The sequence below is a fragment of the Ferrovum sp. PN-J185 genome (assembly GCF_001581925.1).
In the GTDB taxonomy this organism is placed as follows: Bacteria; Pseudomonadota; Gammaproteobacteria; order Burkholderiales; family Ferrovaceae; genus PN-J185.
The window spans coordinates 335,897-359,629 of sequence record NZ_LQZA01000001.1 but is presented as its reverse complement, the minus strand read 5'-3'; the positions used below and the strand labels follow the sequence as shown (position 1 = coordinate 359,629).

25 protein-coding genes are annotated in these 23,733 nt (G+C 39.7%); 7 read left to right on the top strand and 18 right to left on the bottom strand.

The genetic code is table 11. From position 1 onward, the window contains the following. Window position 1: 1 nt before the first annotated feature. A complete protein-coding gene (locus FV185_RS01770; RefSeq protein ID WP_067492983.1) occupies window positions 2-1,678 on the bottom strand; it encodes a formate--tetrahydrofolate ligase in 1,677 nt (558 codons plus the stop codon). Window positions 1,679-1,701: 23 nt separating this feature from the next. After that, on the bottom strand, window positions 1,702-2,928 hold the full coding sequence (locus FV185_RS01765; protein ID WP_067494188.1) for a glycerate kinase type-2 family protein: 1,227 nt from the start codon (window positions 2,926-2,928) through the stop codon (window positions 1,702-1,704). Window positions 2,929-3,172: 244 nt separating this feature from the next. On the opposite strand from FV185_RS01765, the gene glyA reads away from it, so the two are divergent. From glyA to FV185_RS01750, 3 genes are all read left to right on the top strand, one after another. Next, window positions 3,173-4,420 (top strand): serine hydroxymethyltransferase, encoded by a 1,248-nt coding sequence (gene glyA / locus FV185_RS01760; protein WP_067492981.1) that lies wholly within the window; start codon window positions 3,173-3,175, stop codon window positions 4,418-4,420. A 77-nt stretch (window positions 4,421-4,497) separates the two neighbouring features. After that, window positions 4,498-5,661 carry an aminotransferase class V-fold PLP-dependent enzyme gene (locus FV185_RS01755; RefSeq protein ID WP_067492979.1) on the top strand — a complete coding sequence of 388 codons (1,164 nt, stop codon included), beginning with the start codon at window positions 4,498-4,500 and terminating at the stop codon, window positions 5,659-5,661. A gap of 25 nt (window positions 5,662-5,686) precedes the next feature. Beyond that, on the top strand, window positions 5,687-6,640 hold the full coding sequence (locus tag FV185_RS01750; RefSeq protein ID WP_067492977.1) for a D-2-hydroxyacid dehydrogenase: 954 nt from the start codon (window positions 5,687-5,689) through the stop codon (window positions 6,638-6,640). Here the strand turns inward: FV185_RS01750 and FV185_RS01745 are convergent. The 4 genes from FV185_RS01745 to FV185_RS01730 all read right to left on the bottom strand — a co-directional run bounded on the left by FV185_RS01745 (window position 6,637) and on the right by FV185_RS01730 (window position 9,479). Beyond that, window positions 6,637-7,011: a sirohydrochlorin chelatase gene (locus tag FV185_RS01745; RefSeq protein WP_067492975.1), complete on the bottom strand. Its 375-nt coding sequence runs from the start codon at window positions 7,009-7,011 to the stop codon at window positions 6,637-6,639. The two genes, FV185_RS01750 and FV185_RS01745, sit on opposite strands and share 4 nt — an antisense overlap. Next, on the bottom strand, window positions 7,008-7,460 hold the full coding sequence (dut, locus tag FV185_RS01740; protein ID WP_067492973.1) for a dUTP diphosphatase: 453 nt from the start codon (window positions 7,458-7,460) through the stop codon (window positions 7,008-7,010). Before dut ends, FV185_RS01745 begins: the two co-directional genes overlap by 4 nt. Beyond that, a complete protein-coding gene (gene coaBC, locus FV185_RS01735; protein WP_067492971.1) occupies window positions 7,460-8,653 on the bottom strand; it encodes a bifunctional phosphopantothenoylcysteine decarboxylase/phosphopantothenate--cysteine ligase CoaBC in 1,194 nt (397 codons plus the stop codon). Before coaBC ends, dut begins: the two co-directional genes overlap by 1 nt. Window positions 8,654-8,825: 172 nt before the next feature. After that, window positions 8,826-9,479 carry an MOSC domain-containing protein gene (locus FV185_RS01730; protein ID WP_197457708.1) on the bottom strand — a complete coding sequence of 218 codons (654 nt, stop codon included), beginning with the start codon at window positions 9,477-9,479 and terminating at the stop codon, window positions 8,826-8,828. 171 nt (window positions 9,480-9,650) lie between these two features. On the opposite strand from FV185_RS01730, the gene rpmB reads away from it, so the two are divergent. Then, window positions 9,651-9,887, top strand: coding sequence for a 50S ribosomal protein L28 (gene rpmB, locus FV185_RS01725; protein ID WP_067492968.1), 237 nt, complete (start codon window positions 9,651-9,653; stop codon window positions 9,885-9,887). 17 nt (window positions 9,888-9,904) lie between these two features. Then, window positions 9,905-10,060 carry a 50S ribosomal protein L33 gene (rpmG, locus tag FV185_RS01720; protein ID WP_067492966.1) on the top strand — a complete coding sequence of 52 codons (156 nt, stop codon included), beginning with the start codon at window positions 9,905-9,907 and terminating at the stop codon, window positions 10,058-10,060. A gap of 123 nt (window positions 10,061-10,183) precedes the next feature. Here the strand turns inward: rpmG and FV185_RS01715 are convergent, their stop codons facing one another. The 6 genes from FV185_RS01715 to FV185_RS01690 all read right to left on the bottom strand — a co-directional run bounded on the left by FV185_RS01715 (window position 10,184) and on the right by FV185_RS01690 (window position 15,110). Beyond that, entirely contained in the window at window positions 10,184-10,486 is a 303-nt protein-coding gene (locus FV185_RS01715; protein WP_067492964.1) for a PepSY domain-containing protein, read from the bottom strand. Beyond that, window positions 10,470-11,033 (bottom strand): cytochrome b, encoded by a 564-nt coding sequence (locus tag FV185_RS01710; RefSeq protein ID WP_067492962.1) that lies wholly within the window; start codon window positions 11,031-11,033, stop codon window positions 10,470-10,472. Before FV185_RS01710 ends, FV185_RS01715 begins: the two co-directional genes overlap by 17 nt. 62 nt (window positions 11,034-11,095) lie before the next feature. After that, complete coding sequence (locus FV185_RS01705) at window positions 11,096-11,749, bottom strand: energy transducer TonB (protein ID WP_067492960.1); 654 nt, start codon at window positions 11,747-11,749, stop codon at window positions 11,096-11,098. Between the two features lie 15 nt (window positions 11,750-11,764). Continuing rightward, complete coding sequence (locus FV185_RS01700) at window positions 11,765-12,166, bottom strand: ExbD/TolR family protein (RefSeq protein WP_067492958.1); 402 nt, start codon at window positions 12,164-12,166, stop codon at window positions 11,765-11,767. A 2-nt stretch (window positions 12,167-12,168) separates the two neighbouring features. Continuing rightward, on the bottom strand, window positions 12,169-12,843 hold the full coding sequence (locus tag FV185_RS01695) for a MotA/TolQ/ExbB proton channel family protein (RefSeq protein ID WP_067492956.1): 675 nt from the start codon (window positions 12,841-12,843) through the stop codon (window positions 12,169-12,171). A gap of 20 nt (window positions 12,844-12,863) precedes the next feature. Continuing rightward, window positions 12,864-15,110 (bottom strand): TonB-dependent receptor, encoded by a 2,247-nt coding sequence (locus FV185_RS01690; protein WP_067492954.1) that lies wholly within the window; start codon window positions 15,108-15,110, stop codon window positions 12,864-12,866. Between the two features lie 191 nt (window positions 15,111-15,301). Here FV185_RS01690 and FV185_RS01685 point away from each other — a divergent pair, with 191 nt between their 5' ends. Together FV185_RS01685 and FV185_RS01680 are read left to right on the top strand one after the other, a co-directional pair. Then, the gene (locus tag FV185_RS01685) at window positions 15,302-15,961 is read left to right on the top strand and encodes a response regulator (protein WP_067492952.1); all 660 of its coding nucleotides are present in this window, start codon (window positions 15,302-15,304) and stop codon (window positions 15,959-15,961) included. Further along, window positions 15,958-17,325, top strand: a complete 1,368-nt coding sequence (locus FV185_RS01680) for an ATP-binding protein (protein WP_067492951.1) — start codon at window positions 15,958-15,960, stop codon at window positions 17,323-17,325. Before FV185_RS01685 ends, FV185_RS01680 begins: the two co-directional genes overlap by 4 nt. Here FV185_RS01680 and cysN read toward each other — a convergent pair. The 6 genes from cysN to FV185_RS01650 all read right to left on the bottom strand — a co-directional run bounded on the left by cysN (window position 17,322) and on the right by FV185_RS01650 (window position 23,670). Next, a complete protein-coding gene (cysN, locus tag FV185_RS01675; RefSeq protein ID WP_067492949.1) occupies window positions 17,322-18,593 on the bottom strand; it encodes a sulfate adenylyltransferase subunit CysN in 1,272 nt (423 codons plus the stop codon). The genes FV185_RS01680 and cysN overlap by 4 nt on opposite strands. A 1-nt stretch (window position 18,594) precedes the next feature. Further along, entirely contained in the window at window positions 18,595-19,443 is an 849-nt protein-coding gene (gene cysD, locus FV185_RS01670; RefSeq protein ID WP_420710417.1) for a sulfate adenylyltransferase subunit CysD, read from the bottom strand. A gap of 83 nt (window positions 19,444-19,526) precedes the next feature. Then, window positions 19,527-20,210: a phosphoadenylyl-sulfate reductase gene (locus FV185_RS01665; protein WP_067492944.1), complete on the bottom strand. Its 684-nt coding sequence runs from the start codon at window positions 20,208-20,210 to the stop codon at window positions 19,527-19,529. Between the two features lie 8 nt (window positions 20,211-20,218). Next, window positions 20,219-20,713: a DUF934 domain-containing protein gene (locus FV185_RS01660; protein ID WP_067492942.1), complete on the bottom strand. Its 495-nt coding sequence runs from the start codon at window positions 20,711-20,713 to the stop codon at window positions 20,219-20,221. Next, window positions 20,706-22,385: a nitrite/sulfite reductase gene (locus FV185_RS01655; protein ID WP_067492940.1), complete on the bottom strand. Its 1,680-nt coding sequence runs from the start codon at window positions 22,383-22,385 to the stop codon at window positions 20,706-20,708. The genes FV185_RS01660 and FV185_RS01655 overlap by 8 nt, the downstream gene beginning before the upstream one ends. Before the next feature lie 103 nt (window positions 22,386-22,488). Next, complete coding sequence (locus FV185_RS01650; RefSeq protein WP_067492938.1) at window positions 22,489-23,670, bottom strand: DesA family fatty acid desaturase; 1,182 nt, start codon at window positions 23,668-23,670, stop codon at window positions 22,489-22,491. Between the last annotated feature and the right edge of the window lie 63 nt (window positions 23,671-23,733).

Below are 23,733 nucleotides of genomic sequence, written 5' to 3'. Positions count from 1 at the left end.
GTTAAAACAAACCCACTACCTGTCCGTTGGCATCAATATCAATTTTTTCTGCCGAAGGAACCTTTGGTAGCCCAGGCATAGTCATCATATCGCCACAAATTGCCACTACAAAACCCGCCCCATTTGCTATCCGAACTTCCCTCACATGAACCGTATGGCCAGTTGGAGCCCCTTTAAGTGATGGGTCTGTTGAAAAAGACATTTGTGTTTTTGCCATACAAACGGGGAATGATCCATGATGTTTGTCCCATTCTCGAAGTTGTTTTAATGCACTATCAGCGAAGGTCACTTGTCCTGCACGATAAATTTTTGTAGCAACAGTTTTTATTTTTTCTTCTAGGGACATTTCACTTGGATAGACAAACGTATATGGAGTATGGGTCTGCTCAATCATCTGTACAACAGTTTTCGCTACCTCTTCAGCGCCCTTACCGCCCTCAGCCCAATGCTTAGCAAGAACAAATCGTCCACCAAGCTCTTCTACACGTTCACGCAACACTTGAATCTCAGCTTCTGTATCAAAGTTAAAGTGATTAACAGACACCACACAAGGCAAACCGAAGTGAGTACGAATATTATCCATATGACGCTCTAAATTCACCAACCCTTTTCTTAAGGCCTCAACATTTTCTTTATTGAGATCGTCTTTAGCCACACCACCATGGAATTTTAATGCCCGTATGGTTGCTACCAAGACCACTGCAGCTGGATTTAATCCTGCCATACGACATTTAATATCGACAAATTTTTCAGCACCCAAGTCTGCACCAAAACCCGCTTCTGTAACCACATAGTCAGCCATTTTAAGACCGGCTTTGGTGGCAATAACAGAATTACAGCCATGGGCGATATTAGCAAAAGGACCACCATGAATAATGGCAGGATTATTTTCTAACGTTTGAACTAAATTAGGCTTAATTGCATCCTTTAATAATGTCGCCATCGCTCCATGTGCTTTCAAATCACTGGCATAAATTGGTGTACGATCTACCTGCCTGTAACCAATAATAATGCGTCCCAATCTTTCTTTTAAATCTTGCAGAGAACTCGCTAAACACAAAATTGCCATCACTTCTGAGGCAACAACAATGTCATAACCATCTTCTCTCACAAAACCATTAGCCGTTCCACCTAATCCTACTACGATTTTTCGTAGTGCTCGATCATTCATGTCGACCACTCGTTTCCATTGGATTAAGCGTGGATCAATTTTTAAGTCATTACCATGATTAATATGATTATCAATTAAGGCAGACAATAAATTATGGGCAGCGGCAATCGCATGGAAATCTCCCGTAAAATGAAGATTAATGTCTTCCATGGGAACGATTTGCGCATATCCTCCTCCGGCAGCTCCTCCCTTCACACCAAACACAGGCCCCAGAGAAGGCTCACGCAAACAAATCATGGTTTTTTTACCAATGCGATTTAGGGCATCTCCCAAACCCACAGTGGTTGTGGTCTTGCCTTCTCCTGCAGGGGTAGGACTGATAGCTGTTACCAATATCAACTTACCATCAGGGCGACTTTCTAACGATTTTAAGTACTCTAAAGAGATCTTTGCCTTATAGTGACCATAGGGCTCTAAATGTTCATCGGCAATATCTAAACGATTTTTTGCAATTTGCGTAATTCGTTCTAATTTAGCTTGTTGCGCAATGGCGATATCAGATTGCATTATCCTGCTCTCCCAAAAAATAATTATAAAATTAATATAGCTCTAAAATCATTTACATTGGTTAAGGTGGGTCCAGTAATAACCAAATCACCTAACCGTTCAAAAAATGTATAGCCATCATTGTTGGCCAAATAACTTTTAGCAGAGAGTCCGAGATGATCTGCACGACTTAGCGTATCAGGAGTAATGACTGCTCCAGCATTATCTTCCGTACCATCAACGCCATCCGTATCACAGGCCAGCGCATAAACGTTATCAAGGCCTGCTAAGGCAACACTCAAAGCCAACAAAAACTCCGTATTTCGTCCACCACGTCCCGTCCCTCTTACCGTCACAGTCGTCTCTCCACCTGACAATAATAAACAAGGTCTGTTAATGGGTTGACCATGACGTAATACTTGTTTGGTTATTCCAGCATGAACCAAGGCCACATCGCGTGCCTCACCTTCAAGCGCATCACCTAAAATCATCGGTGTGATGCCCTGTGACCGGGCAAATTGGGCGGCAGCTTCAAGTGACATTTGTGGGGTTGCAATCATGTGTACCTCATTTGTCTCTAGACGCGAATCACCAGGTTTTGGAGTTTCTTTGGTTGCTGAACGTAAGTAGTGAATCGCCGCTTGAGGCTCTGTAATACGGTATTTCTCTACAATAGCCAAAGCATCGCTGAAAGTGGTAGGGTCAGCGACAGTGGGTCCTGACGCGATGACTGAGGGGTCATCACCGGGAACATCTGAAATCAACAGCGTCCATACTCTAGCAGGAGCACAGGACAAGGCCAATTGTCCTCCTTTAATTGATGATAAATGCTTACGCACACAATTCATCTCATCAATGGTGGCACCACTTTTCAGTAAAGCTTGATTAATCGTTTGTTTATCATGAAGTGTAAGTCCTGGTGCAGGAGCGGTGAGCAGTGCTGAGCCTCCGCCTGATATCAAACATACCACCAAGTCATCTGCTGTTAAATTATTCACCAAGCTTAAAATTCTTTGGGCAGCATGAAGTCCTGCTTCATCAGGGACAGGGTGACGTGCTTCTACCACTTCAATAAAGCGTGTAGGTACTTTATGTCCATAACGTGTTACCACTAAACCTGTCAGAGGAGCCTGCCAATTCTCCTCAAAAGCTTGTGCCATGGATGCCGCCGCCTTTCCTGCACCAACAACAATTGTTCTCCCTTTTGGTACGGGAGGTAGATAATGTGGGAGAGACAGTTTAGGATCAGCAGCGTTAATAGCTTGTTGCATTAACTGTTTCAGCCATTCTCTGGCATTTTTTGAATTGACCACGACAGGTTCCAATGAATTAATTGCGTTAACTGTAATTGATTATTGTAGTGATATAAAAAGAATATGACCAACAATTTGACTTATAACAATTCTAAACATTTCTTAATTTCTTTATACTCTTAGTTATGAGTTAATTAAGTTCATTGATAAGTTTTTGTTTTTAAACGTTTTACATTGCAACGCAACATTAGGAGACAACGCTGTGTTTGATTCAAGAAAATTACTTGCCGATACTGATGCTGAATTATGGAGCGCTATTCAAAAAGAGTATCGTCGCCAAGAGGACCATATTGAGCTTATCGCTTCAGAAAACTACGCTAGTCCTGCCGTACTTCAGGCACAGGGATCTGTTTTAACCAATAAATACGCAGAGGGCTATCCTGGTAAACGCTATTATGGTGGTTGTGAGTTCGTGGATATTGCCGAAACGCTTGCTATTGAACGCGTCAAGAAACTATTTGGTGCCGAATATGCAAACGTTCAGCCTCATTCTGGTTCACAAGCCAATGCGGCCGTGTATATGGCTATGCTCCAACCAGGCGACACGATTTTAGGTATGTCTCTTGCTCATGGTGGCCACTTAACTCATGGTGCGAGCGTTAATTTCAGCGGTAAGCTTTACAAAGCGGTGAGTTACGGCTTAAATCCTGAGACTGAATTAATTGACTATGATGAAGTTGCACGCCTTGCACAAGAACATAAACCTAAAATGATTGTTGCAGGTGCTTCTGCCTATTCTATGGAAATTGATTGGCAACGCTTCAGGGATATCGCAGATAGCGTTGGCGCTTATCTCTTAGTTGATATGGCTCATTATGCTGGCCTGGTTGCAGCAGGAGAGTATCCAAGCCCAATTGGTATTGCCCACTTTGTCACCTCCACCACACACAAAACATTACGTGGGCCAAGAGGCGGCATTATTTTATCTTCAAATGAGTTTGAAAAACCTCTGAATTCTTTGATTTTTCCTGGTATTCAAGGTGGTCCATTGATGCATGTAATTGCTGCTAAAGCCACGGCATTCCAAGAAGCACTTCGCCCTGAATTCAAAACCTATCAACAACAGGTAAAAGCTAACGCCAAAGCCATGGCGGAAACCTTCATTGAAAGAGGACTTAGAATTGTATCAGGCGGTACCCAAAGTCATGTGTTCCTTATGGATTTAAGAGCCAAATCTATCACCGGAAAACTTGCTGAAGCAGCCTTGGGTAAAGCACATATTACAGTGAATAAAAATGCTATCCCGAATGACCCAGAAAAACCCTTCGTCACATCAGGTATTCGTATTGGTACCCCTGCTGCAACCACACGTGGTTTTGGTATTGATGAAATCAAACAGGTTGCTCATTTGGTCTCAGACGTACTCGAAGCACCTGAAGATCAAGCAGTGATTGATAAGGTTATTACCCAAGTCAGTCAATTATGTCAGCGATTACCTGTGTACCGTTGATACAAAATTGATATTTATAACAATATAAAAATAACAAAAACCACATTATTCCTAGAATAAAGTAGGAGGAGATTACTATGGCAGGTCAGCATTTTTTGTTTGTACCGGGACCCACTAACGTTCCGGCTCGTGTATTAAGAGCAATGGCAGTTCCTATGGAAGACCATCGTTCACCCACTTTCCCTCAATTAACTCTTGAGGTATTAGCTGGATTAAAAAAAGTATTCAAAACACAACTCGCTTATCCCATTATTTTCCCTTCATCAGGGACGGGATGTTGGGAAGCTGCATTAACTAACACCTTAAATCAGGGCGACAAAATATTGGTATCCCGCTTTGGTCAATTTAGCCATTTATGGGCTGATATGTGTGTTCGTTTGGGCTTTAATACAGATATTCTTGAAGTAGAGTGGGGGGAAGGTGCTCCTGTAGATAGATATCGCGCCGCACTCAGTGAAGACAAACAGCATGCAATCAAAGCAGTACTAGTTTGCCATAACGAAACGGCAACGGGAGTTGCAAGCGATATTAAGGCCATTAGACAAGTTATGGATGAATTAAACCATCCTGCCCTACTTATGGTTGATGCCGTGAGTAGTCTTGGTAGCCTTGATTTTCAGATGGACGCCTGGGGAGTTGATGTCTGTGTCTCTGGTTCACAAAAAGGGCTGATGTTACCTGCTGGTATGGGCGTGACCTGTGTAAGCCAAAAAGCAATAGATGCCAGCAAAACCAGCACTTATCCGCGTTGTTATTTTGATTATCAAGATATGCTGAACAATAATGCTAAAGGTTATTTTCCTTATACCCCCTCAATCCCTATGCTCTATGGTTTACGCGAATCGTTAAAAATGATCGAAGAAGAAGGATTGGACAATATACTGGCCCGCCATGAACGTTTAGCGAAAGGAGTGCGCGCGGCGGTAATGGATGGTTGGCAGTTATCCTTATGCGCCTCCGCACCTCAATGGTACTCTAACTCAGTTTCAGCTATTCGCGTTCCTGAAGGAGTGGATGCCGTCAAAGTTATTGCCCGTGCTTACCAGCGTTATCAGCTATCTCTTGGAGCAGGCTTAGCGAGATTATCTGGCAAGGTATTTCGTATTGGCCACTTAGGGGATCTAAACGAATTAATGCTGATGGGAGCTATTGCTGGGGCTGAAATGGCTATGATTGATGAAGGCGTTAAAGTTGAACCTGGTAGTGGCGTTGCTGCTGCCATGAAAGTATGGCAATCCTAATATAAATCAAAGGAGTACATGTATCGTGAGTCACCGTGTTGTATTTTTAGATCGTGCATCTCTTAAGGCTACTGTCAGAAAGCCTTTTTTTGCTGACGACTATGTGGAATATCAAAAAACAGATAGCCAATCCGTTGTGGAGCGCCTGAAAGGTGCGACTGTGGTAATAACTAACAAAGTGCCCTTAAGAGAAGAGACGCTCAAACAACTACCAGATCTCAAAATGATCGCGGTGGCGGCAACTGGTTATGATGTGATTGATGTGGCTTACTGTAAAGCACATGGAATAGCCGTAGCCAATATTCGTAATTATGCTGTGCATACAGTTCCTGAGCATGCTTTTTCTTTGATACTGGCTTTACGAAGAAACATCTTGGCTTATCGCCAAGATGTGGAAGCAGGAGTGTGGCAGCGTTCGGATCAGTTTTGTTTTTTTAATCACCCTATTGGCGATCTCCATGGAGCGACGCTAGGAATCGTAGGTGAAGGTGTACTGGGAGAAGCCACCGCTAAAATAGGCAGTCACGGTTTTGGTATGAAAGTGCTATTTGCAGATCATGCTCCTCCCAAAAAGCCTGGCGTTGAGTTCACTCCCTTCGAACAGGTATTAAGAGAATCAGATATCATTTCATTACACTGCCCTCTCACAGCCGATACACGCAATGTGATTGGAGAAAAAGAATTAAAAATGATGAAACCCACTGCTATTCTCATTAATACTTCGCGCGGTGGTTTAGTTGATGAGCAGGCCTTAATTAAGGCTCTGGATGAAGGGTGGATTGCAGGAGCAGGCTTTGATGTATTAACCACAGAACCACCCACTCAAGGTCATCCATTACTCGATGTTCGCCGTCCAAACTTTATTCTTACCCCTCATGTGGCTTGGGCGTCAGATGGCGCTATGCAATTTTTGGCTGACCAATTAATCGATAATATCGAACTGTGGTTTAAAGGAACACCGCAACATCTAGTGACCTAAGAGCGTGTTGTGTTAATCACCCATTGAGCGATGGCATCAAGTAACTCTGGTGCATCGCCGATGGCACTTGTTTGATGGAACTTCACTTCGGGATGATGTTCTCTTAATTGTGCCAAAATTTTTGGTAAATCTTCTCTTAAATGACCACCTTGAGCCATAAACAAGGGGACGATAGTTATTTCTTTAAATCCTAGATAAGCAATATCAGCCACAGTGTCAGTTAAGCTGGGCTTCATTAATTCAAGAAAGCACAAACGAACCTCTTCATCGATTAACACACTTTGTAGCCGCTCAGTAATCTTGTTGAAAGGTTCAGCCCAGCGAGGATCACGTGCTCCATGAGCGAATAATACTATCGCGCGTGTCTTCATGCTCGCCCTGTACTGCCAAAACCACCACTGCCACGATGACTATCAACAAACTCATCCACCACGTTAAGCGTAACTTGCATAACAGGGACAATAACGAGCTGAGCAATACGCTCTAAGGGTTTGAGTTCAAATTCATTCTGACCGCGATTCCAAAGGGAAACAAATAATTGTCCTTGATAATCTGAATCAATGAGCCCTACAAGATTACCTAACACAATGCCATGTTTATGTCCCAAACCTGAACGCGGCAATATCATGCCAGCATAATGAGGATTATCGATATGAATAGCAATACCGGTAGGAATTAGTTCTGTTTGACCTGGTTTAAGATAAATAACTTGATCAATGCATGCTCTTAAATCTAGTCCTGCAGCGCCAGCAGTACCGTAGGTAGGTAGTAATTCCTTGGTAATACGACTATCAATTATTTTTACTTGTAACACTTCCATCATTTTTTCCTATTTAATAGCTTAACGACATGATCGATAATTTGTTCAGCAATTACCGATTTATTGGCTTTGACAAGAGGATATTGTCCACTGTCATCGATTATCATTACTTCGTTATCATCATGACCTAAGGCTTGTTGGGCATGATTGGCAATAATCACCGGAATATTTTTTATAAGCCGCTTTTGCTTGGCATAGTCTTCAACGCTATTGGTTTCAGCAGCAAAACCGACACAAAAAGGAGCATGTGCTAAAGAAGCTACCGTGGCAAGGATATCCACAGTAGGCATAAGCTCTAGAGTCAAGTCTTGCGTATTTTTTTTGATTTTTTGTGAGTGACTCGTAGCTGGTTTGTAATCTGCTACGGCCGCAACCGAAAAGAATACCAGGCAATCAGTCACATACTTCATGACTGCATTCAGCATTTCCTCTGCACTCATCACAGAGATTAACCGAACGCCATAAGGAGGAGTAATTGCAACAGGTCCGCTAATAAGAGTTACGTCAGCACCCTTTTTAATCAATGCTTCTGCTAGGGCATATCCCATTTTACCAGAGCTATGATTGGTTATTGCACGCACAGGATCAATGGCTTCCATGGTAGGTCCTGCTGTGATTAATACCTGGCGCCCAGCCCAGCTTTTGCTAGTAAGTGCTCGGTCAATGACCGTTGCTATGATCTCTGGCTCCTCCATCCTCCCTTCACCTATTTCTCCACATGCTTGAGAGCCTGATGCAGGGCCAATAACAATAATGCCATCTTGTTCTAATTGTTTGATATTGCGTTGTGTGGCAGCTTGTGCCCACATCTCTCTATTCATTGCCGGTGCTACTAACAAAGGACAATTACGAGCCAGAGCGGTAGTGGTAAGAAGATCGTCAGCAAAACCTGCAGCAAGCTTTGCAATCACATTGGCGGTTGCAGGCGCTATTAGCATGGCATCAGCTTGTCGTGTGGCCTCAATATGTGCCATACGATTGGGAATTCTTGGATCCCAAATATCTGTCAATACCACTTGATTGGTTAATGCTTGGAAAGTAACGGGTGTCACAAAATGGGTTGCTGCCTCAGTCATCATAGCCTGTACTTGATATCCTCTATCTTGTAACAAGCGAACTAAGTAAGCTGATTTATATGCAGCTATACCACCACAAATACCCAATAAAATACTTTTATTCTGTTTGTTATTCATGGAATCATTTAGGAGAAGACAGATTGCTAATATAGCCTAATAACATCAAATTAAATACCAACAGCATACAAGATGACTGCCAGGACAATAATCACGACCACCAAGGTTTGTACCATTTCCATCCACATAATTAGGAGCTCTTTGTTTATTTATCTCATTGTATTCTAACAAATTAAATATGCGGATGTGACTCTAACCATCTGACTCTTTCAACTAAAGTATTTGACCAACGCTTGGCAATTCCCTCAGCGTTACATATATGATCCAAATCATCAATTTCAGGTCTATGTTGACGACAAATATGTTGAACTTCTCTTAACGTGAATCGACAATTACTACTCCCCACCTTTACCCAATTATCATCGGGACATATAACGCCTGGTTCTAGTACTTTAAAATACCAGCCAGTCAATAATTGCTCCACTATAAATGCAGTTAATCCTTTTGTTTCAAATTTAGCATCAATTTTCCAGCAAGGGTGACGCGGTTGAGTTATTTGTAAAAAGGCTTGGCCAATTTGCCACACATCGCCAATATGAACGTTACTCTCATCAAATTGGTAATGAGATAAATTTTCCCCTAATGAACCGGGTTGAAGTTGATGAACTATCTCCGGGAAAAATTGCTTTAACACTTGGTAATGTCGATCAGGATAATAATGAACAGCTTTATCAGGACCACCGTGCACTGACAAATCAGCCTGTTTGTCACCGGTAAAGCCGGTAAGAGTACAGAGCACAGGCTCCCTCACCTCTTCTTTATAGATTCCGGTAGGCGTACCTGTTTGGCGTATGGCTTTGATCGACCCAATAAAAATGCGCGTCACATTCTCTCCTTTTTTAATAATCACCTTACGCCTATAAACAAAAAAAGTCATTAAAATCAGACGATTAACAATTCAAATAGAGAATATTGGTAGAAAACGCAACAAAACTTGAATGAAATCGCCCTTTATGCCATAATTTCGGTTTAATTTTAGTTGTTCTTGGAGATAGCCATGGCACGCGTATGTGCAGTGACAGGAAAAAAACCAATGGTTGGCAACAATGTTTCTCATGCCAATAATAAAACCAAACGCCGTTTTCTGCCTAATTTGCAGTATCGTCGTTTTTGGGTTGAAAGCCAAAATCGCTGGGTTCGCTTACGCGTATCCAATGCAGGTCTACGTTTGATCGATAAAAAAGGCATCGACGTAGTATTAGCTGAATTAGGTGAGAAAGGTCTTCAGGCCTAATATAAAGGATACTTATCATGCGTGATAAAATTAAACTTGAATCAACAGCAGGTACCGGTCATTTTTATACCACTACTAAAAATAAAAAGACCACTCCTGAAAAAATGGAAATCAAAAAATACGATCCCGTTGCTCGTAAGCACGTACCTTACAAAGAAGCAAAAATCAAATAGTTTTGACTTTGTATTTTTAATAAAAAACGCCGCTTAATTGCGGCTTTTTTTATGCATAAAAAAACCGCCATGAAATCGCTAAAAAACATGACGGCTATAGATAATGAACAGTTAACTCAACAATTATTCGTCACTGTCTTTGCCATTTTGTAATACAGTACCATCTTTAGCATCTACACCCACTTCATGGGTTTCATGTTTGCTTGAACGAATATCAAACGAGTAACGTAAGCCACTACCGCCTGTTTTATGTTCTAATTCTTCTTCAACTACTGTTCCTGGAAACGCTTTCAAAGCAATTTTACGTGCTTCATCAATAGTAATCTTAGCGTCTTTTGCGTAACGTTCACCACTGTATGCCAATGCGTTAGACATAACGGCTACTGCTAAAGAGGCAAAAGCCAATAATTTAATGGTTTGTTTCATTTGTTTCTCCTTGGTTAAAAAATCGGGGTAGCATTCTACTTATCAAATTGTCTTTAAAAAACCATTGATGAATGATTGCAGCGCCAACATGTAATAACGCTACATACATTAACCAATTACCTAAATATTCATGAATTGATTTAGCCGTTTTTGCATAAGGCAAACCCACATCATCACTAATTAAAACTGGTAATAATGTTCCAAACCACAACACATCATCCCCTCTCATTTGCTTGGCTAATAAACCAATCAAAGGAGCAAAAACCAATAACAAATATAAAATCACATGCACAAGATGAGACAACAGTTTGCTATAAGGAATAGATATTTCCGGTGGCGGTGATATTTTAAAAAAGAGTCGTTGCAGTATTCTCACACTAATAAAGAAAAGTACTGTCACACCTAATTCCATATGTAAGGTTAATAACTCCCGACGAACTGAGGCTGCATCAAATAAATCTCTGACCTCAATCATGACTAATACCGAAGCAATTAATAAAGCGGTAATCCAATGGTTAATTTGGAAAAAAAATGGATACCTAGTCATTACACTTGAATATTTAGTTAGCATAGGAAATTATAGTAATAGAAGCCTTAAATAAAACTTAATTAATCTGCAGCTTGAGTAAATTTAACCCAAATCTCAAAAGGTAAATCACGATCAGCTAATTCTTTAGTAGGCATTGGATATGAAGCGCTACTTACTGCAGCTAGCGCAGCACGATCGAGCATGCCAGATCCACTACTGGTCAAAATTCTAGGTGAATTCACTCTGCCATCTCGATACATGAACCATACTTGGGCTTGACCAACCAAATGAGCAATTTTCGCAGCAGCAGGATAAACCACCGCATCTTGGACTGCAGAACGTACTTTCTCTCGAAATACTGCATTGATATCCGGCTTCCCCTGGGTTGCTGCAACAGGTTTAGTTGGTTGAGTAATGGTTTTTGTCTCTGAAGTTGTAGGCGTAGGCTTAGTCACTTCTTCAGTTTTTGTTGGTTTCGGATCAACCTTTTTAACCACTTGTTTTTTTATTGCGTGAGGATCAAGTTTAGGTTTTGGAGGCGTTTTCACAACAGGTTTGGGTGGTGCTGGTGTAGGTGGCACAGGCAATGCTGCATTCATTGTCATCATCATTACCGGTTGAGGTTTAGGTAATGGGATAGGTGCTGTACGGTTAATTAGAATAAAAATACCTAAAACCAGCACGCATTCCATGACGAACGCGGCTGATACAGATCGAGTTAAAGACAATTTCACGATCACAATTCCTTGTTAGATTTTTTGAGCAGCTAAGCCAACTTGAGTCACTCCTGCCTCACGACAGGCATCCATCACCTTCATCAAGGTTTGCATCGGTGTATCTTTTGTGGCTGCGATGGTTACTACCGTTTTTGCAGGATCACCCTTTGACTCAATTAACTTATCTAACTGTTCCATATCAAGATGCTTATCATCCACAATAATTTCACCAGCAGCATTAACGCTTACTATTACATTAGGATGATTCAAATCTGAAGCAGTGGTACTTTTAGATAGATTTGATGACACACCACTCACAGGAATCATATGAAGTGTAATCATGATAAAGAACACCAAAAGAAAGAACATAATATCGATCATAGGAATGATCTCAATGCGTGCTTTTTTAGTTTCAAAATACTTAAGGGAAGACATACTTACACTCCCTTAAGAGTAACTCTTTCATTTATAGCACGCTCTGTAACCATATCTGGGTAATGATGATACATACGGTTTAAAAGCATCTTTTTAATCGTTTCAAGTTGATGCATTATGATACGTACACGATTATTTAAAGCGTTGAAGAAAAAGAGTCCAATAATCGCTATAAACAATCCAGAGGCAGTTGCAATCAAGGCTTCTGCAACACCACCAGTAATCTTAGTAGGTTCTCCACCAGCGGTACCTAATACTTGGAAAGCATTAAACATACCGATAATTGTTCCCAACAGCCCCAACAAGGGGGCCATGGTAACAATGGTATCTAAGATCCAGAGAAAGCGATCAATACTGGGGGCTTCACGCATAATTGATTCATCAAGTTTGTCAGAGATACGATCAAAATCATGATTCAAGTTATGATCTAAAGCAGTTTTCACTACTTTACAATGAGGGGTGTGTGCAAACCCCCCACCTAGTTTATCTAATAACCCTTGATCCAGGGTTTCAGACCCCTCTAAAGCCATCATCACATGTTGACCCTGGGTATTTATTTTCCAGAAGTAATAACTTCTTTCAATAATTACTGTAAGTCCCACAAGTAACATTACAGCCATTAAATAAACTATACCGCCTGAATCACCAGCTACTCTTTGTATCGATGCTAAATCCATTTTAGTCTCCTTAAATATAATTAGAACGTTGTAGTTAAATTAACATTGAAGGTACGACCGAATAATGTATAAAGTAAAGGATTAGAATTAACTGCTGTATTCCCATTAAACCAAACTGGATCAAAACGATTAGCAAGGTTATTAGCCTGGAATTGAATTTCAGTTTCGTGGTTATATCCATAAAGATGATTAAATTTATAACCAGCTGCAAAATTCACTAGGGTATAACTGCCTAAATAATAGTTATTATTATTTTGATCAACACCGCCAATACGTCTACCAACCTCTTTAGCAATTAAATTAGCATTAAAGTTGTCTTTTGCGTATAAGAGACCAAGTGCAGAAGTAACAACTGGAGCGTTATAAATGGGAGACCCTGCATCTGACTGCGTTCTTTCAAAGGAATAGTTTCCATAAAGACTATAACCGTAACCCACCTTGTACGTTGCTTCGGTATCTATACCACTAAAATTTGTATTTCCTGCATTGGTATAAACAGTATATCCACCAGGACCAATACCGGCACTTTGAGTCAGATTATTATTATTAATAAAATATGCATCAGCAGAGATACTATATCTATTTGCTTTATAAACAGTTCCTAACTGTAAGTTTTTAGTATTTTGTGGATTAAGATTATTGTTTACACCAAATATATTATTAGCTCTAAAAGCTTGTTTAGCTAAAGGTGGCAAGAAACCTTCTGCAGCTTGTGCATATATACTCCAGTTCTTTCTTAAGTAATAATGTATATCCAAGCTTGGTAATAACGCATGATAAGTTGCGCTACCATATCCTGTTACTGTTCCTGCTCCAGAGTAAGCAGCTAACTGATCCTCATTAATCATGTCATATTTAACACCTGGAGTAATTTCTAGGTTTTTTGTAGGTCTCCAAGTATATTCAACATATGGTTGGTAAGTATTGTAGCTATTGAACCAAAGTTGATTTCCTGACGCGCTAAATTGATAACCACCAGTAAAATCTGTAGCGTATTGATTGGATTGTTCTGTTTGTCTATTAACCCAAATACCCATTCCAAGATCATCACGACCAAAATTATATTTACCTCTGAACACATCACCATAAGTAGTATTTTGAGTTAATGAAGTGTTTCCGATTAAGTCACTAGCGTTTTGTGTAAAATTAACCAGTCCATTAACACTAGTAACATTTTGTGTACCAGTAAATCCATTTATAGTTGGATTATCTGTGGTGTTACCGCCTGGGTTGGCAGTTTGTAAGTTGGTATGTGTATATTCTGTGGTAAATAATTTATTATCAAAACTCCACTTACCATATTGAGACTGCAACTGAATATAGTACATGTAGCTTGTAAAGTGATCATGGTTAGAACCATATGAATTTTGACTTGATGGGTTGAAATTCAAACCTGGGGTTATTCCACCGTTCGCGGCAATACCGTCTGGCGTACCACCTTGAATAGCATGTTGAAATGTATCGTTAACCATACCAACCATGGTAATCGTATTATTATCATTAATTGGTTTGATTAATTTACCAAATATATTTGTTCTTCTCACTGTATTAAGAGCATATGCACCATCTGTTTGTGAATGATTTACATCAAGATACCCACGTGCATCGCCGTAATCTTTCAAATCACCTGTATCAAATTCAGCGCCAAATAAGCGCGTATTAAATGAACCGTATTGTAAGCGTGTTGTAAGCCCGGCATTTTGAAGAGGATCTTTAGAGTTAACAAATACCGTACCGCCAAAAGTTGCTAAACCAACTGTATCGGCACGTCCAGGACCTCTATCTACCACTTCACTACCCATATCTGATGCCATCATAAATTGGTTTTGGTGATGGGTCTGGTCACGCCCGTCTGCAAAAGGAATGCCATCAAACAATACGTTATATTGACCGTCTTGAAAACCGTGAATTGATAAAGTAGGAACATCAGAACCACCATATCCATTTACGGGTGCACTAACAGCGCCTGGAGTTAATCCTGCTACATCGCCATATGTGGCGGAGCCAGTAAAATTATTATTAATATATTTTTGACTAACTACAGACTGAGGCTCAAAAGTAGTTAATGAAGCTTGCGAAGGAGCTTGATTAGGGGCACTAGATGGATCAGATGCGTAGTCGGCACTGGAACCACTCGTCACAGAACCTAAAGGTACACCTGATGTAACTGAACCAAAATCAACAGCAAAAGCTTGTTGCGCAACTGTTGTTGAAAAAACTGTCGTTAATAATAACTGCGTTAATAAATTTAGCTTAGTTTTTTTCATTAATGCCCCCTGATTAAAAAAAGAATATGAGAGCATTCTGTAGTGCAAATATTAAATATTTGTTAAATAATTGTTTTAAAAAAATATAAATATTTTTAAGGTAAATTTAATTCTTTATTTGTTATAAGCATAATTATAATTATTAAGACTAAGTTTAAATCACTTTAAAAACCAATAGGGATAACGGTTTCATGAAAATACTACTGATCGAAGACGATGCACTGATCGGACAGAACATTGTTAAATCATTAAAATTATCTCATTTTCTTGTGGACTGGTTTCGTGAAGGTGAAGCCGCTTTTCAAGCATTAAATCATTCAGAATATTCTCTATTACTGCTTGATATCAATTTACCTGGCATCAACGGTTTTGAGATTTTAAAAAACTTACGGCGTAAAAACACACAACTACCTGTATTAATTATCTCTGCACGTGATCGCTTAGATGACCGTATCGGTGGCTTAAACGACGGTGCAGACGATTATTTAGTAAAACCCTTTCATCTTGATGAGCTACTAGCAAGAATAAATGTATTATTACGTCGTCAAAATTTTGCACACACCAATACACTTAATTATGGTTCGCTCACTCTTGATCCTGTCAAACATACCGTCATCTACGGCGGTGAAAAAATCGATTTTTCTAGTAAAGAGTTTGCTATTCTTCATGCTCTTTTAGAAAATCCTGACGCAGTTATTTCAAGAAAGAAGCTAGAAGCAAAAGTATATGATTGGAATGATGAAATTGGGAGTAATTCAATACAAGTCTTTATACATCATATTCGTAAAAAACTAGGCGAAGCATCTATACAAAATATACGTGGTGTTGGCTACAAAATAGGAAAGGTATGAAATCACTTCAAACACGCTTACAAATCTGGCTAATTGGCTTTTTATTGTTAGGCGCATGTTCTGCTGCCGTAGCCATTTACTATAAGACACGTCATGAAGTAGCTATCATGCAAGACAATTCATTAAAACAAATTGCACTAGCCCTTCAATCAAGCCTTAAATGGCAACATGATATGCATCAACCTCTACTGATTAATAATCAAGAACAAGAAGAAGAGGGCAATGACGACGAGGACTTAGAGTACGTAGGGCAAATTTGGAATCAACAAAAACAATTAATCTTATCTACCAATACCAATAAACATATCCCATTTTTTAATATCAATGGTTATGAAACGGTATTAAATCAAAATGAACGATTACGAGTATATGTTCTTACTGTTGATCAATATAAAATTGAAATCAGTCAACCTACTAAAGCTAGAAATATTGTTGCTATTACCACGGCCCAACGGGCACTCATGCCACTATTAATGGTTGTTCCTTTTTTAAGTATTATTATCTGGCTATTAGTTTATTTTTTATTTAAGCCTGTCAAAAATATTTCCAAACAACTTCAGCATCGAGAAATATTCTCAACCGAAGCTATTTGTAATGTAAATGTTCCTAAAGAACTCAAACCGTTAATTGAATCACTGAATGGATTGTTAATTCGTCTGAATAAAGCAATCAAACAACAGCAGCAATTAATTGGCGATGCTGCACATACCCTTCGTACTCCTTTAACAGCCTTGACTCTACAAGCTGACATTTTGCAAAGAGAACTAATTGACTGTGACCGAAAAGAGCTTGTTTATCCAATACAAGAGGGAATAGAAAGATTACGACACTCTGTTGACCAGCTATTAACTTATGCAAAACAAGATTTAGATAATCCGAATATACCAATACAACCTGTTGCGCTAAAACCTTTAGTAAAAAGTATTATTAGTGAATTTAACTCTTTAGCCTTATCTCGCTCAATTGATCTTGGATTAACAGATCGAACAAATGTCTTTGTGATGGGCAATGACAGTGCACTGAGGGCATTAATTGAAAACTTAATTCACAATGCACTAAATTATTGTCCAAGTGGCTCACAAGTAGATTTGTCGTTAACTAAAGAGAATCAACACGCCATTATTACTGTTACTGATAACGGACCTGGTATTGACCCATCACTTCATGAGAGAGTATTTGATCGATTTTATCGTGGACCCAACCAAGATATCCAAGGCACAGGATTGGGGCTTGCTATTGCAAAACTTATTGTTGAAAAACATCACGGACAGATCAAATTAGACACCAATCCATTAGGTTCAGGACTGAGAGTAACAATCACGTTACCCTCCTTACCTGTTGATTCTCATTCTTATGTGGTTTAAGCGATCATCCCTGCTGCCACAGTATCATTGGATAATTCATCAATAATGATAAACGAACCATTTGGACGATTGTTTTCATAAAGGTCCATATTAATAGGCTGTTGTACGCGTATCATTACTTTAACGATATCGTTCATAGCTATTTTTTCAGTAGGAACGTGAATTGATTGATTGATATCTAATTTATATTCTAAGGCGGCAATTTTTGCTGCAACTGTTTGTGTGCCATGGCGCAACAACAGACGCTTGTTAATGTCCAAACCAGCATTAGAAAACCAGCAAATTAATGCAGAGAAAGCCTTATCTGTGTGAGGAGGATTGTCCTGAGCGGCAATCATATCACCACGCGAAATATCAATCTGCTTTTCTAAAGTAATAGTAACTGATTGTCCGGCAATGGCTGTATTAATTGCTCCATCAAACGTATCAATACTTGCTATACGTGTCGTCTCACCTGCAGGTAATACCACCACATTATCGCCAACACTAACCTGTCCTGATTCAACACGACCTAAGTATAGACGACGTTCATTTAAGTCATCACTGTTTCTAACTCTGTTAACCAATTGAACTGGAAAACGAAAGGGTGCATGTTGAATGTTTTCATCCACTTTCACAGTTTCCAATACTTCAATCAGTGTTTTACCCTTGTACCAAGGCATGGTCTGCCCCCGATCCACCACCATATCTCCTTGGAGAGCACTCATAGGGACGGCAATAATCTCATCAAACCCCAAAGGTTTAGCAAAATTCAAAAATGACTGATAAACCTCATTAAACACTTGTTCATCAAAATCCACTAAATCCATTTTATTTACAGCCAGCACAATTTGACGAATACCTAATAAACGTACTATATGAGTGTGACGTCTAGTTTGTGGTAATACCCCTTTACGTACATCCATTAAAATAATGGCAACATCGGCTGTACTAGCACCTGTTACCATATTTCTTGTATATTGCTCATGGCCAGGAGTATCAGCAATAATAAAGCGACGCTTAGGTGTACTAAAATAACGGTATGCCACATCTATGGTAATACCCTGCTCCCGTTCTGCTTGTAAGCCGTCGGTTAGCAAAGCCAAATCCGCTTCAGACATTCCACGACGTTGGGAAGTAGCCGTAATCGCAGCCAATTGGTCTTCAAAGATGGCTTTACTGTCATAGAGTAATCGCCCAATTAACGTACTTTTTCCATCATCTACCGAACCGCAGGTGATAAATCTGAGTAACTCTGTATGCTGTTCCATTTGTAATAATTGATCCATATTAGAAATAACCTTGTTTCTTTCTTAATTCCATTGAGGCTTCTGAGGTTTGGTCATCCATACGTGTAGCACCTCTTTCAGTCACTGATGTAATGGCAGTCTCCGCAATAATGGCCTCAACATCCTTGGCTTCTGATGCGACAGGACAAGTACAGGTAATATCCCCTACGGTTCTAAAGCGTACCCATAATTCTTCAACCTCTTCATTTTCACGAGGTGGCGTTAAATGGGTTACAGGTACTAACTGAATTCCACGACGTACCACTTGACGGCGATGTGCATAATAAATGTCTGGTACAGCTAACTGTTCTCGAGCAATGTAACTCCACACATCAAGCTCAGTCCAATTACTGATTGGAAAGACACGCATATTTTCACCTGGGTGAACTCTAGCATTATATAAATTCCAAATCTCAGGGCGTTGATTTTTAGGATCCCAGGCACCAAATTCATCTCTAAAAGAAAAAATTCTCTCCTTTGCACGTGCCTTTTCCTCATCTCGACGTGCCCCGCCAATACATGCATCAAATTGAAACTCATTAATCGTATCAACTAACGTGATCGCTTGTAATGCATTACGACTATCACTATCACTTTTAACTCGCGCTCGACCCTGCTTAATTGTCTCTTCTACGCTACGTACAATCAGTCTTTCATTTAGTTCAGTCACACGGCGATCTCTAAACTGAATGACCTCAGAAAAGTTATGTCCCGTATCGATATGTACTAATGGGAAAGGAAAAGAAAGTGGACGAAATGCTTTCTCAGCCAATCTTAATAATACAATCGAGTCCTTCCCCCCAGAAAACAACAATGCTGGATTTTTAGACTGCGCAGCCACTTCACGCATAATATGAATAGCTTCGCTCTCTAGTCGATCTAAATGATTTAATACTGACACTTCTTCCTCACTTTATGATTTGTTCTTTATAGTCAAGATTGTGCTACATGTAATCCGCATTCTTTTGTTTCAGGATGTTCCCACCACCAGCGTCCCGAGCGCTCAGACTCACCTTCAAGAACAGCTCTCGTACACGGCTCGCAACCAATACTTGGGTAACCTTGATCATGTAAAGCGTTATAGAGCACATGATTTTCGCGTACAAACTGCCATACCTCATCACGAGACCAATCTAATAAGGGATTATATTTAATTAAATTATGATCACTATCCCATGCACTTTTTTCAAGCTGTAAGCGGGTTTGAGATTGCTCTCGACGTAGTCCCGTCAACCAAGCATCCTGTCCTTGTAGTGCGCGTGCAAGTGGTAAGACTTTACGTATTCGACAACAGGCTTTTCTCGCGTCAACACTGTTGTAAAAACCATTTGTTCCTTGTTGCTCAATGAGAGATTCAAGATCCGGCGCTTGTGGAACATATACTTTTATAGTTAAGTGATAATGATCTTTAATGCGTGACAGTAAACGATGAGTCGCCTCAGGAAGACGTCCTGTATCGAGGGTGAAAATGCCAATGGGTAGTTGCTCTGTTTGAATCACGTGGGTGAGTAACATGTCTTCAACACCAAGACTACTGGCTAATACCACATTATTATGTTTTTCGATTATCTGCCTTAAGTCAGCAATGAGCTCTTGGTAACGTTGCGAAATGGTCATGAGTAATCCTAAGCCAATTGAAAACGACGACGAAATAAAGGACTCTCTTTAAAGGCTGCCTGATAGCTCTCAGAAAACACTTTAAATCCTTGCAGTGCATGTTCTAACGTTTCATTCTCTTTAACTAAAAATGAATTAAATCCACAACGCTTTAAATAAAAAACCGTATCTTTAAACACATCACCGCTGGCTCTCAAAATTCCATTAAAGTGATACGCTTCACGAAGTAACCTTGCTAAAGAATGACCGCGCCCATCTGTGAAACTAGCATAATGAATATCAATCAATGATAGTAAAGGCAAATAAGGAGTTAACACTGCCAAATCGATATCTGTACCGACTCGAAGCCCAATTTCACCACTATATTGATCAAATTTACTTTTCTCTTCAACATACAACCCATAAGGAGCAATCACATGTGAATAGTGAGTTAATTCTTCAATAGAAGTGATGAAATGATAGGGATCGTTCACAATCTCTTCATTTAATATTTGTTTAGCCATTTTCCACCTCAACGTGCGACCCTTTTTGCTGATAGACAGCTGTTTTGAATGGTTCAATCCCTACTCTTTCAACCACATCCACAAAGCGTTCACTACTATCCTCTCTTATTTGTAAGTAGACACTTATTAATGACTCTATGGCTTGGGGAATATCCTCTTGTTTTAATGAAGGCCCAATGACTTTCCCTAAACGAGCTGGAGCCTGTGATCCACCAATGGTAATTTGATAAAACTCTTCACCGTGTTTGTCTACACCAAGAATACCAATATGGCCAATATGATGATGACCACAGGCATTCATACAACCTGAAATATTTAAATCAAGTTCCCCAATATCATATAAATAATCTAAATCAGAGAATTTATTTTGAATGGCTTGGGCAACAGGAATCGACCTGGCATTAGCCAGAGAACAGTAATCGCCCCCGGGACAAGAAATAATGTTTGATAACAGACCGATATTGGGCGTAACAAGAGCTAATGATTTTAATTCATCATACACATACTTAAGTTGTGTGACTGGTACATCAGGAAGAATTAAGTTTTGTTCATGACTAACGCGTATTTCGCCAAAACCTACTTGATCTGCAAGATCAGCTACCTTATCCATTTGCTCTGCACTCATATCTCCAGGAGCGTGACCTAACGCTTTAAGAGAAATTGTCACTGCTTTGTAACCAGGAACTTTATGAGCAAACACATTGCGTTCATACCAAGGTTTAATAGATGCTTGGCTGACAAACGATTCTATATCACTAGGTAAAGATGCTGGCAGTGATTGGTAGTTGTTATCCGGAAAACGTAGTTTAATTCTCTCGATTTCTTCATTAATTAATGTAGTGGGACCATCTTTAATTCGTAGCCACTCCTCTTCAACAGCCAGAGTAAATTTTTCAGGAGTCATGGCTTTTACTAAAATTTTTATTCTTGCCTTAAACTTATTATCACGGCGTCCATATCGGTTATAAACCCTTAAAATCGCATCAAGATAACTTAATAAATGCTTCTCTGGTAAAAACTCTCTGATAACCACGCCAACCATAGGCGTTCTACCTAACCCTCCGCCAACGATTACCCTAAACCCTAATTCATCATTGTGCTTTAAAGCATGTAGCCCTATATCATGCACCATAGTGGCTGCACGGTCTTGTGTAGAACCATTTACGGCAATTTTAAATTTTCGTGGTAAAAAAGCGAACTCTGGATGGAAAGTGGACCATTGTCGAATTAATTCACAATAAACCCTTGGATCAATGACTTCATCATGGGCCACACCGGCAAAGTGATCAGTGGTTGTGTTACGAACACAATTACCACTGGTTTGAATAGAATGCATTTGTACCGCAGCCAAATCAGACAAGATATTAGGGACATCAGCCAACTTGGGCCAGTTAAATTGAATATTTTGTCGAGTAGTGAAATGCCCTACTCCACGATCATATGTGCGTGCGATATGAGCCAATTGCCTTAATTGTTTACTAGATAACACCCCATATGGAACAGCAATTCGTAGCATGGGAGCATGGCGTTGGATGTATAAGCCATTTTGTAACCTTAAAGGCCTAAATTCGTCCTCAGATAGTTTCCCTGCCAAAAAGCGCAATGTTTGGTCACGAAACTGAGCGACACGCTCATTCACTATTTGCTGATCAATTTCATCATAGATATACATAAAAAAATAAGCAGAGCAATTAATTAGATCTGCTTATTTTAGACGAAAGTTATATATTATTTTAAACTAAAAAATTACGTATTAAGAACTTTTAATTATAAAGTCATACATACGCTTTTAAAGTGCGCGAAAACTGTTCTAACGCTTTGATCCCGCTGTTCTCAGCTCGTTCACACCAGAGACTTAAATCATGAACCAGTTGATCTTTGGTGGCATTGGTTTTAGTCCACAAAGCTGATAAATCATCACGCATAGTGATCACTGTTTGCAAGCATTTGCTCTCTGCCATCAGTTCTGAGAGAACTTGACGATCAGTTTCTTTCAGGTTTTCACTATCACGATGTAACCAACGATTTACCATAGCCATCATTTCACTGCGTTTGGGTAACCCATGACCGGACTTAATATTATTCAATTCTAATGAGCAGGTTTTTGACAATTCAGCAGCATAACGAGCAATTACATCATAACGATTACGGATAATTGCTTGTAAAGTCTCCTCATCACAACTTAATTTTCGACGATCAAAACTGACTGTAGGAGCCACATTTTTCACTTTAGCTTGACCCAAAATTTCCAGAATACGAATATATAACCAACCAATATCAAATTCATACCAACGGTTAGATAACTTTGCTGACGTAGCAAAAGTATGGTGGTTATTATGTAATTCCTCACCACCAATTAAAATTCCCCAAGGAAAAATATTGGTACTGGCATCACGGCATTCAAAATTTCGGTAGCCCCAAAAATGCCCTAAACCATTCACCACCCCTGCCGCCCAAAAGGGAATCCAGAGCATTTGAACTAGCCAAATTAACATACCTGGAACAACACCAAACAAGGCCATGTTAACAAAGGCCATAATAGTGACACCTAAACGACTGTATTTGGAGTAAATATTTCTCTCCATCCAGTCATCTGGTGTGCCATGTCCGTAGCGCTCCATCGTAGTTTTGTTTTTGCTTTCTTTGACATAAAGAAGAACACCACCCCATAGGACTTTATTAATACCTAAAATTTGCGGGCTATGGGGATCATCAACGGTCTCGCATTTCGCATGATGTTTACGATGAATAGCTGCCCATTCTTTGGTTACCATGCCGGTTGTAAGCCATAACCAAAAACGAAAAAAATGACTCGCTACAGGCCCTAATTCAAGGGATCGGTGTGCCTGATGACGATGTAAGAAAATAGTGACACCAGCAATAGTGATATGAGTTAACACTAATGCCACAATAACGTCTTGCCACCATGAAAAATGAGAAAAGCCTGAGAACCACATAAGCTATTTACCTTTAATAGATTTACACATTATTGTAACAAAAAAATATATTTTGATCAATGA

Bases quoted from the DNA above. Each gene is read 5' to 3' on its own strand.
- FV185_RS01770 (WP_067492983.1), bottom strand. From the start codon at position 1,678: ATGCAATCTGATATCGCCATTGCGCAACAAGCTAAATTAGAACGAATT.
- FV185_RS01765 (WP_067494188.1), bottom strand. From the start codon at position 2,928: ATGCAACAAGCTATTAACGCTGCTGATCCTAAACTGTCTCTCCCACAT.
- FV185_RS01755 (WP_067492979.1), top strand. From the start codon at position 4,498: ATGGCAGGTCAGCATTTTTTGTTTGTACCGGGACCCACTAACGTTCCG.
- FV185_RS01745 (WP_067492975.1), bottom strand. From the start codon at position 7,011: ATGAAGACACGCGCGATAGTATTATTCGCTCATGGAGCACGTGATCCT.
- dut (WP_067492973.1), bottom strand. From the start codon at position 7,460: ATGGAAGTGTTACAAGTAAAAATAATTGATAGTCGTATTACCAAGGAA.
- coaBC (WP_067492971.1), bottom strand. From the start codon at position 8,653: ATGAATAACAAACAGAATAAAAGTATTTTATTGGGTATTTGTGGTGGT.
- rpmB (WP_067492968.1), top strand. From the start codon at position 9,651: ATGGCACGCGTATGTGCAGTGACAGGAAAAAAACCAATGGTTGGCAAC.
- rpmG (WP_067492966.1), top strand. From the start codon at position 9,905: ATGCGTGATAAAATTAAACTTGAATCAACAGCAGGTACCGGTCATTTT.
- FV185_RS01715 (WP_067492964.1), bottom strand. From the start codon at position 10,486: ATGAAACAAACCATTAAATTATTGGCTTTTGCCTCTTTAGCAGTAGCC.
- FV185_RS01710 (WP_067492962.1), bottom strand. From the start codon at position 11,033: ATGACTAGGTATCCATTTTTTTTCCAAATTAACCATTGGATTACCGCT.
- FV185_RS01700 (WP_067492958.1), bottom strand. From the start codon at position 12,166: ATGTCTTCCCTTAAGTATTTTGAAACTAAAAAAGCACGCATTGAGATC.
- FV185_RS01695 (WP_067492956.1), bottom strand. From the start codon at position 12,843: ATGGATTTAGCATCGATACAAAGAGTAGCTGGTGATTCAGGCGGTATA.
- FV185_RS01690 (WP_067492954.1), bottom strand. From the start codon at position 15,110: ATGAAAAAAACTAAGCTAAATTTATTAACGCAGTTATTATTAACGACA.
- FV185_RS01685 (WP_067492952.1), top strand. From the start codon at position 15,302: ATGAAAATACTACTGATCGAAGACGATGCACTGATCGGACAGAACATT.
- FV185_RS01680 (WP_067492951.1), top strand. From the start codon at position 15,958: ATGAAATCACTTCAAACACGCTTACAAATCTGGCTAATTGGCTTTTTA.
- cysN (WP_067492949.1), bottom strand. From the start codon at position 18,593: ATGGATCAATTATTACAAATGGAACAGCATACAGAGTTACTCAGATTT.
- cysD (WP_420710417.1), bottom strand. From the start codon at position 19,443: ATGCGTGAAGTGGCTGCGCAGTCTAAAAATCCAGCATTGTTGTTTTCT.
- FV185_RS01665 (WP_067492944.1), bottom strand. From the start codon at position 20,210: ATGACCATTTCGCAACGTTACCAAGAGCTCATTGCTGACTTAAGGCAG.
- FV185_RS01660 (WP_067492942.1), bottom strand. From the start codon at position 20,713: ATGGCTAAACAAATATTAAATGAAGAGATTGTGAACGATCCCTATCAT.
- FV185_RS01655 (WP_067492940.1), bottom strand. From the start codon at position 22,385: ATGTATATCTATGATGAAATTGATCAGCAAATAGTGAATGAGCGTGTC.
- FV185_RS01650 (WP_067492938.1), bottom strand. From the start codon at position 23,670: ATGTGGTTCTCAGGCTTTTCTCATTTTTCATGGTGGCAAGACGTTATT.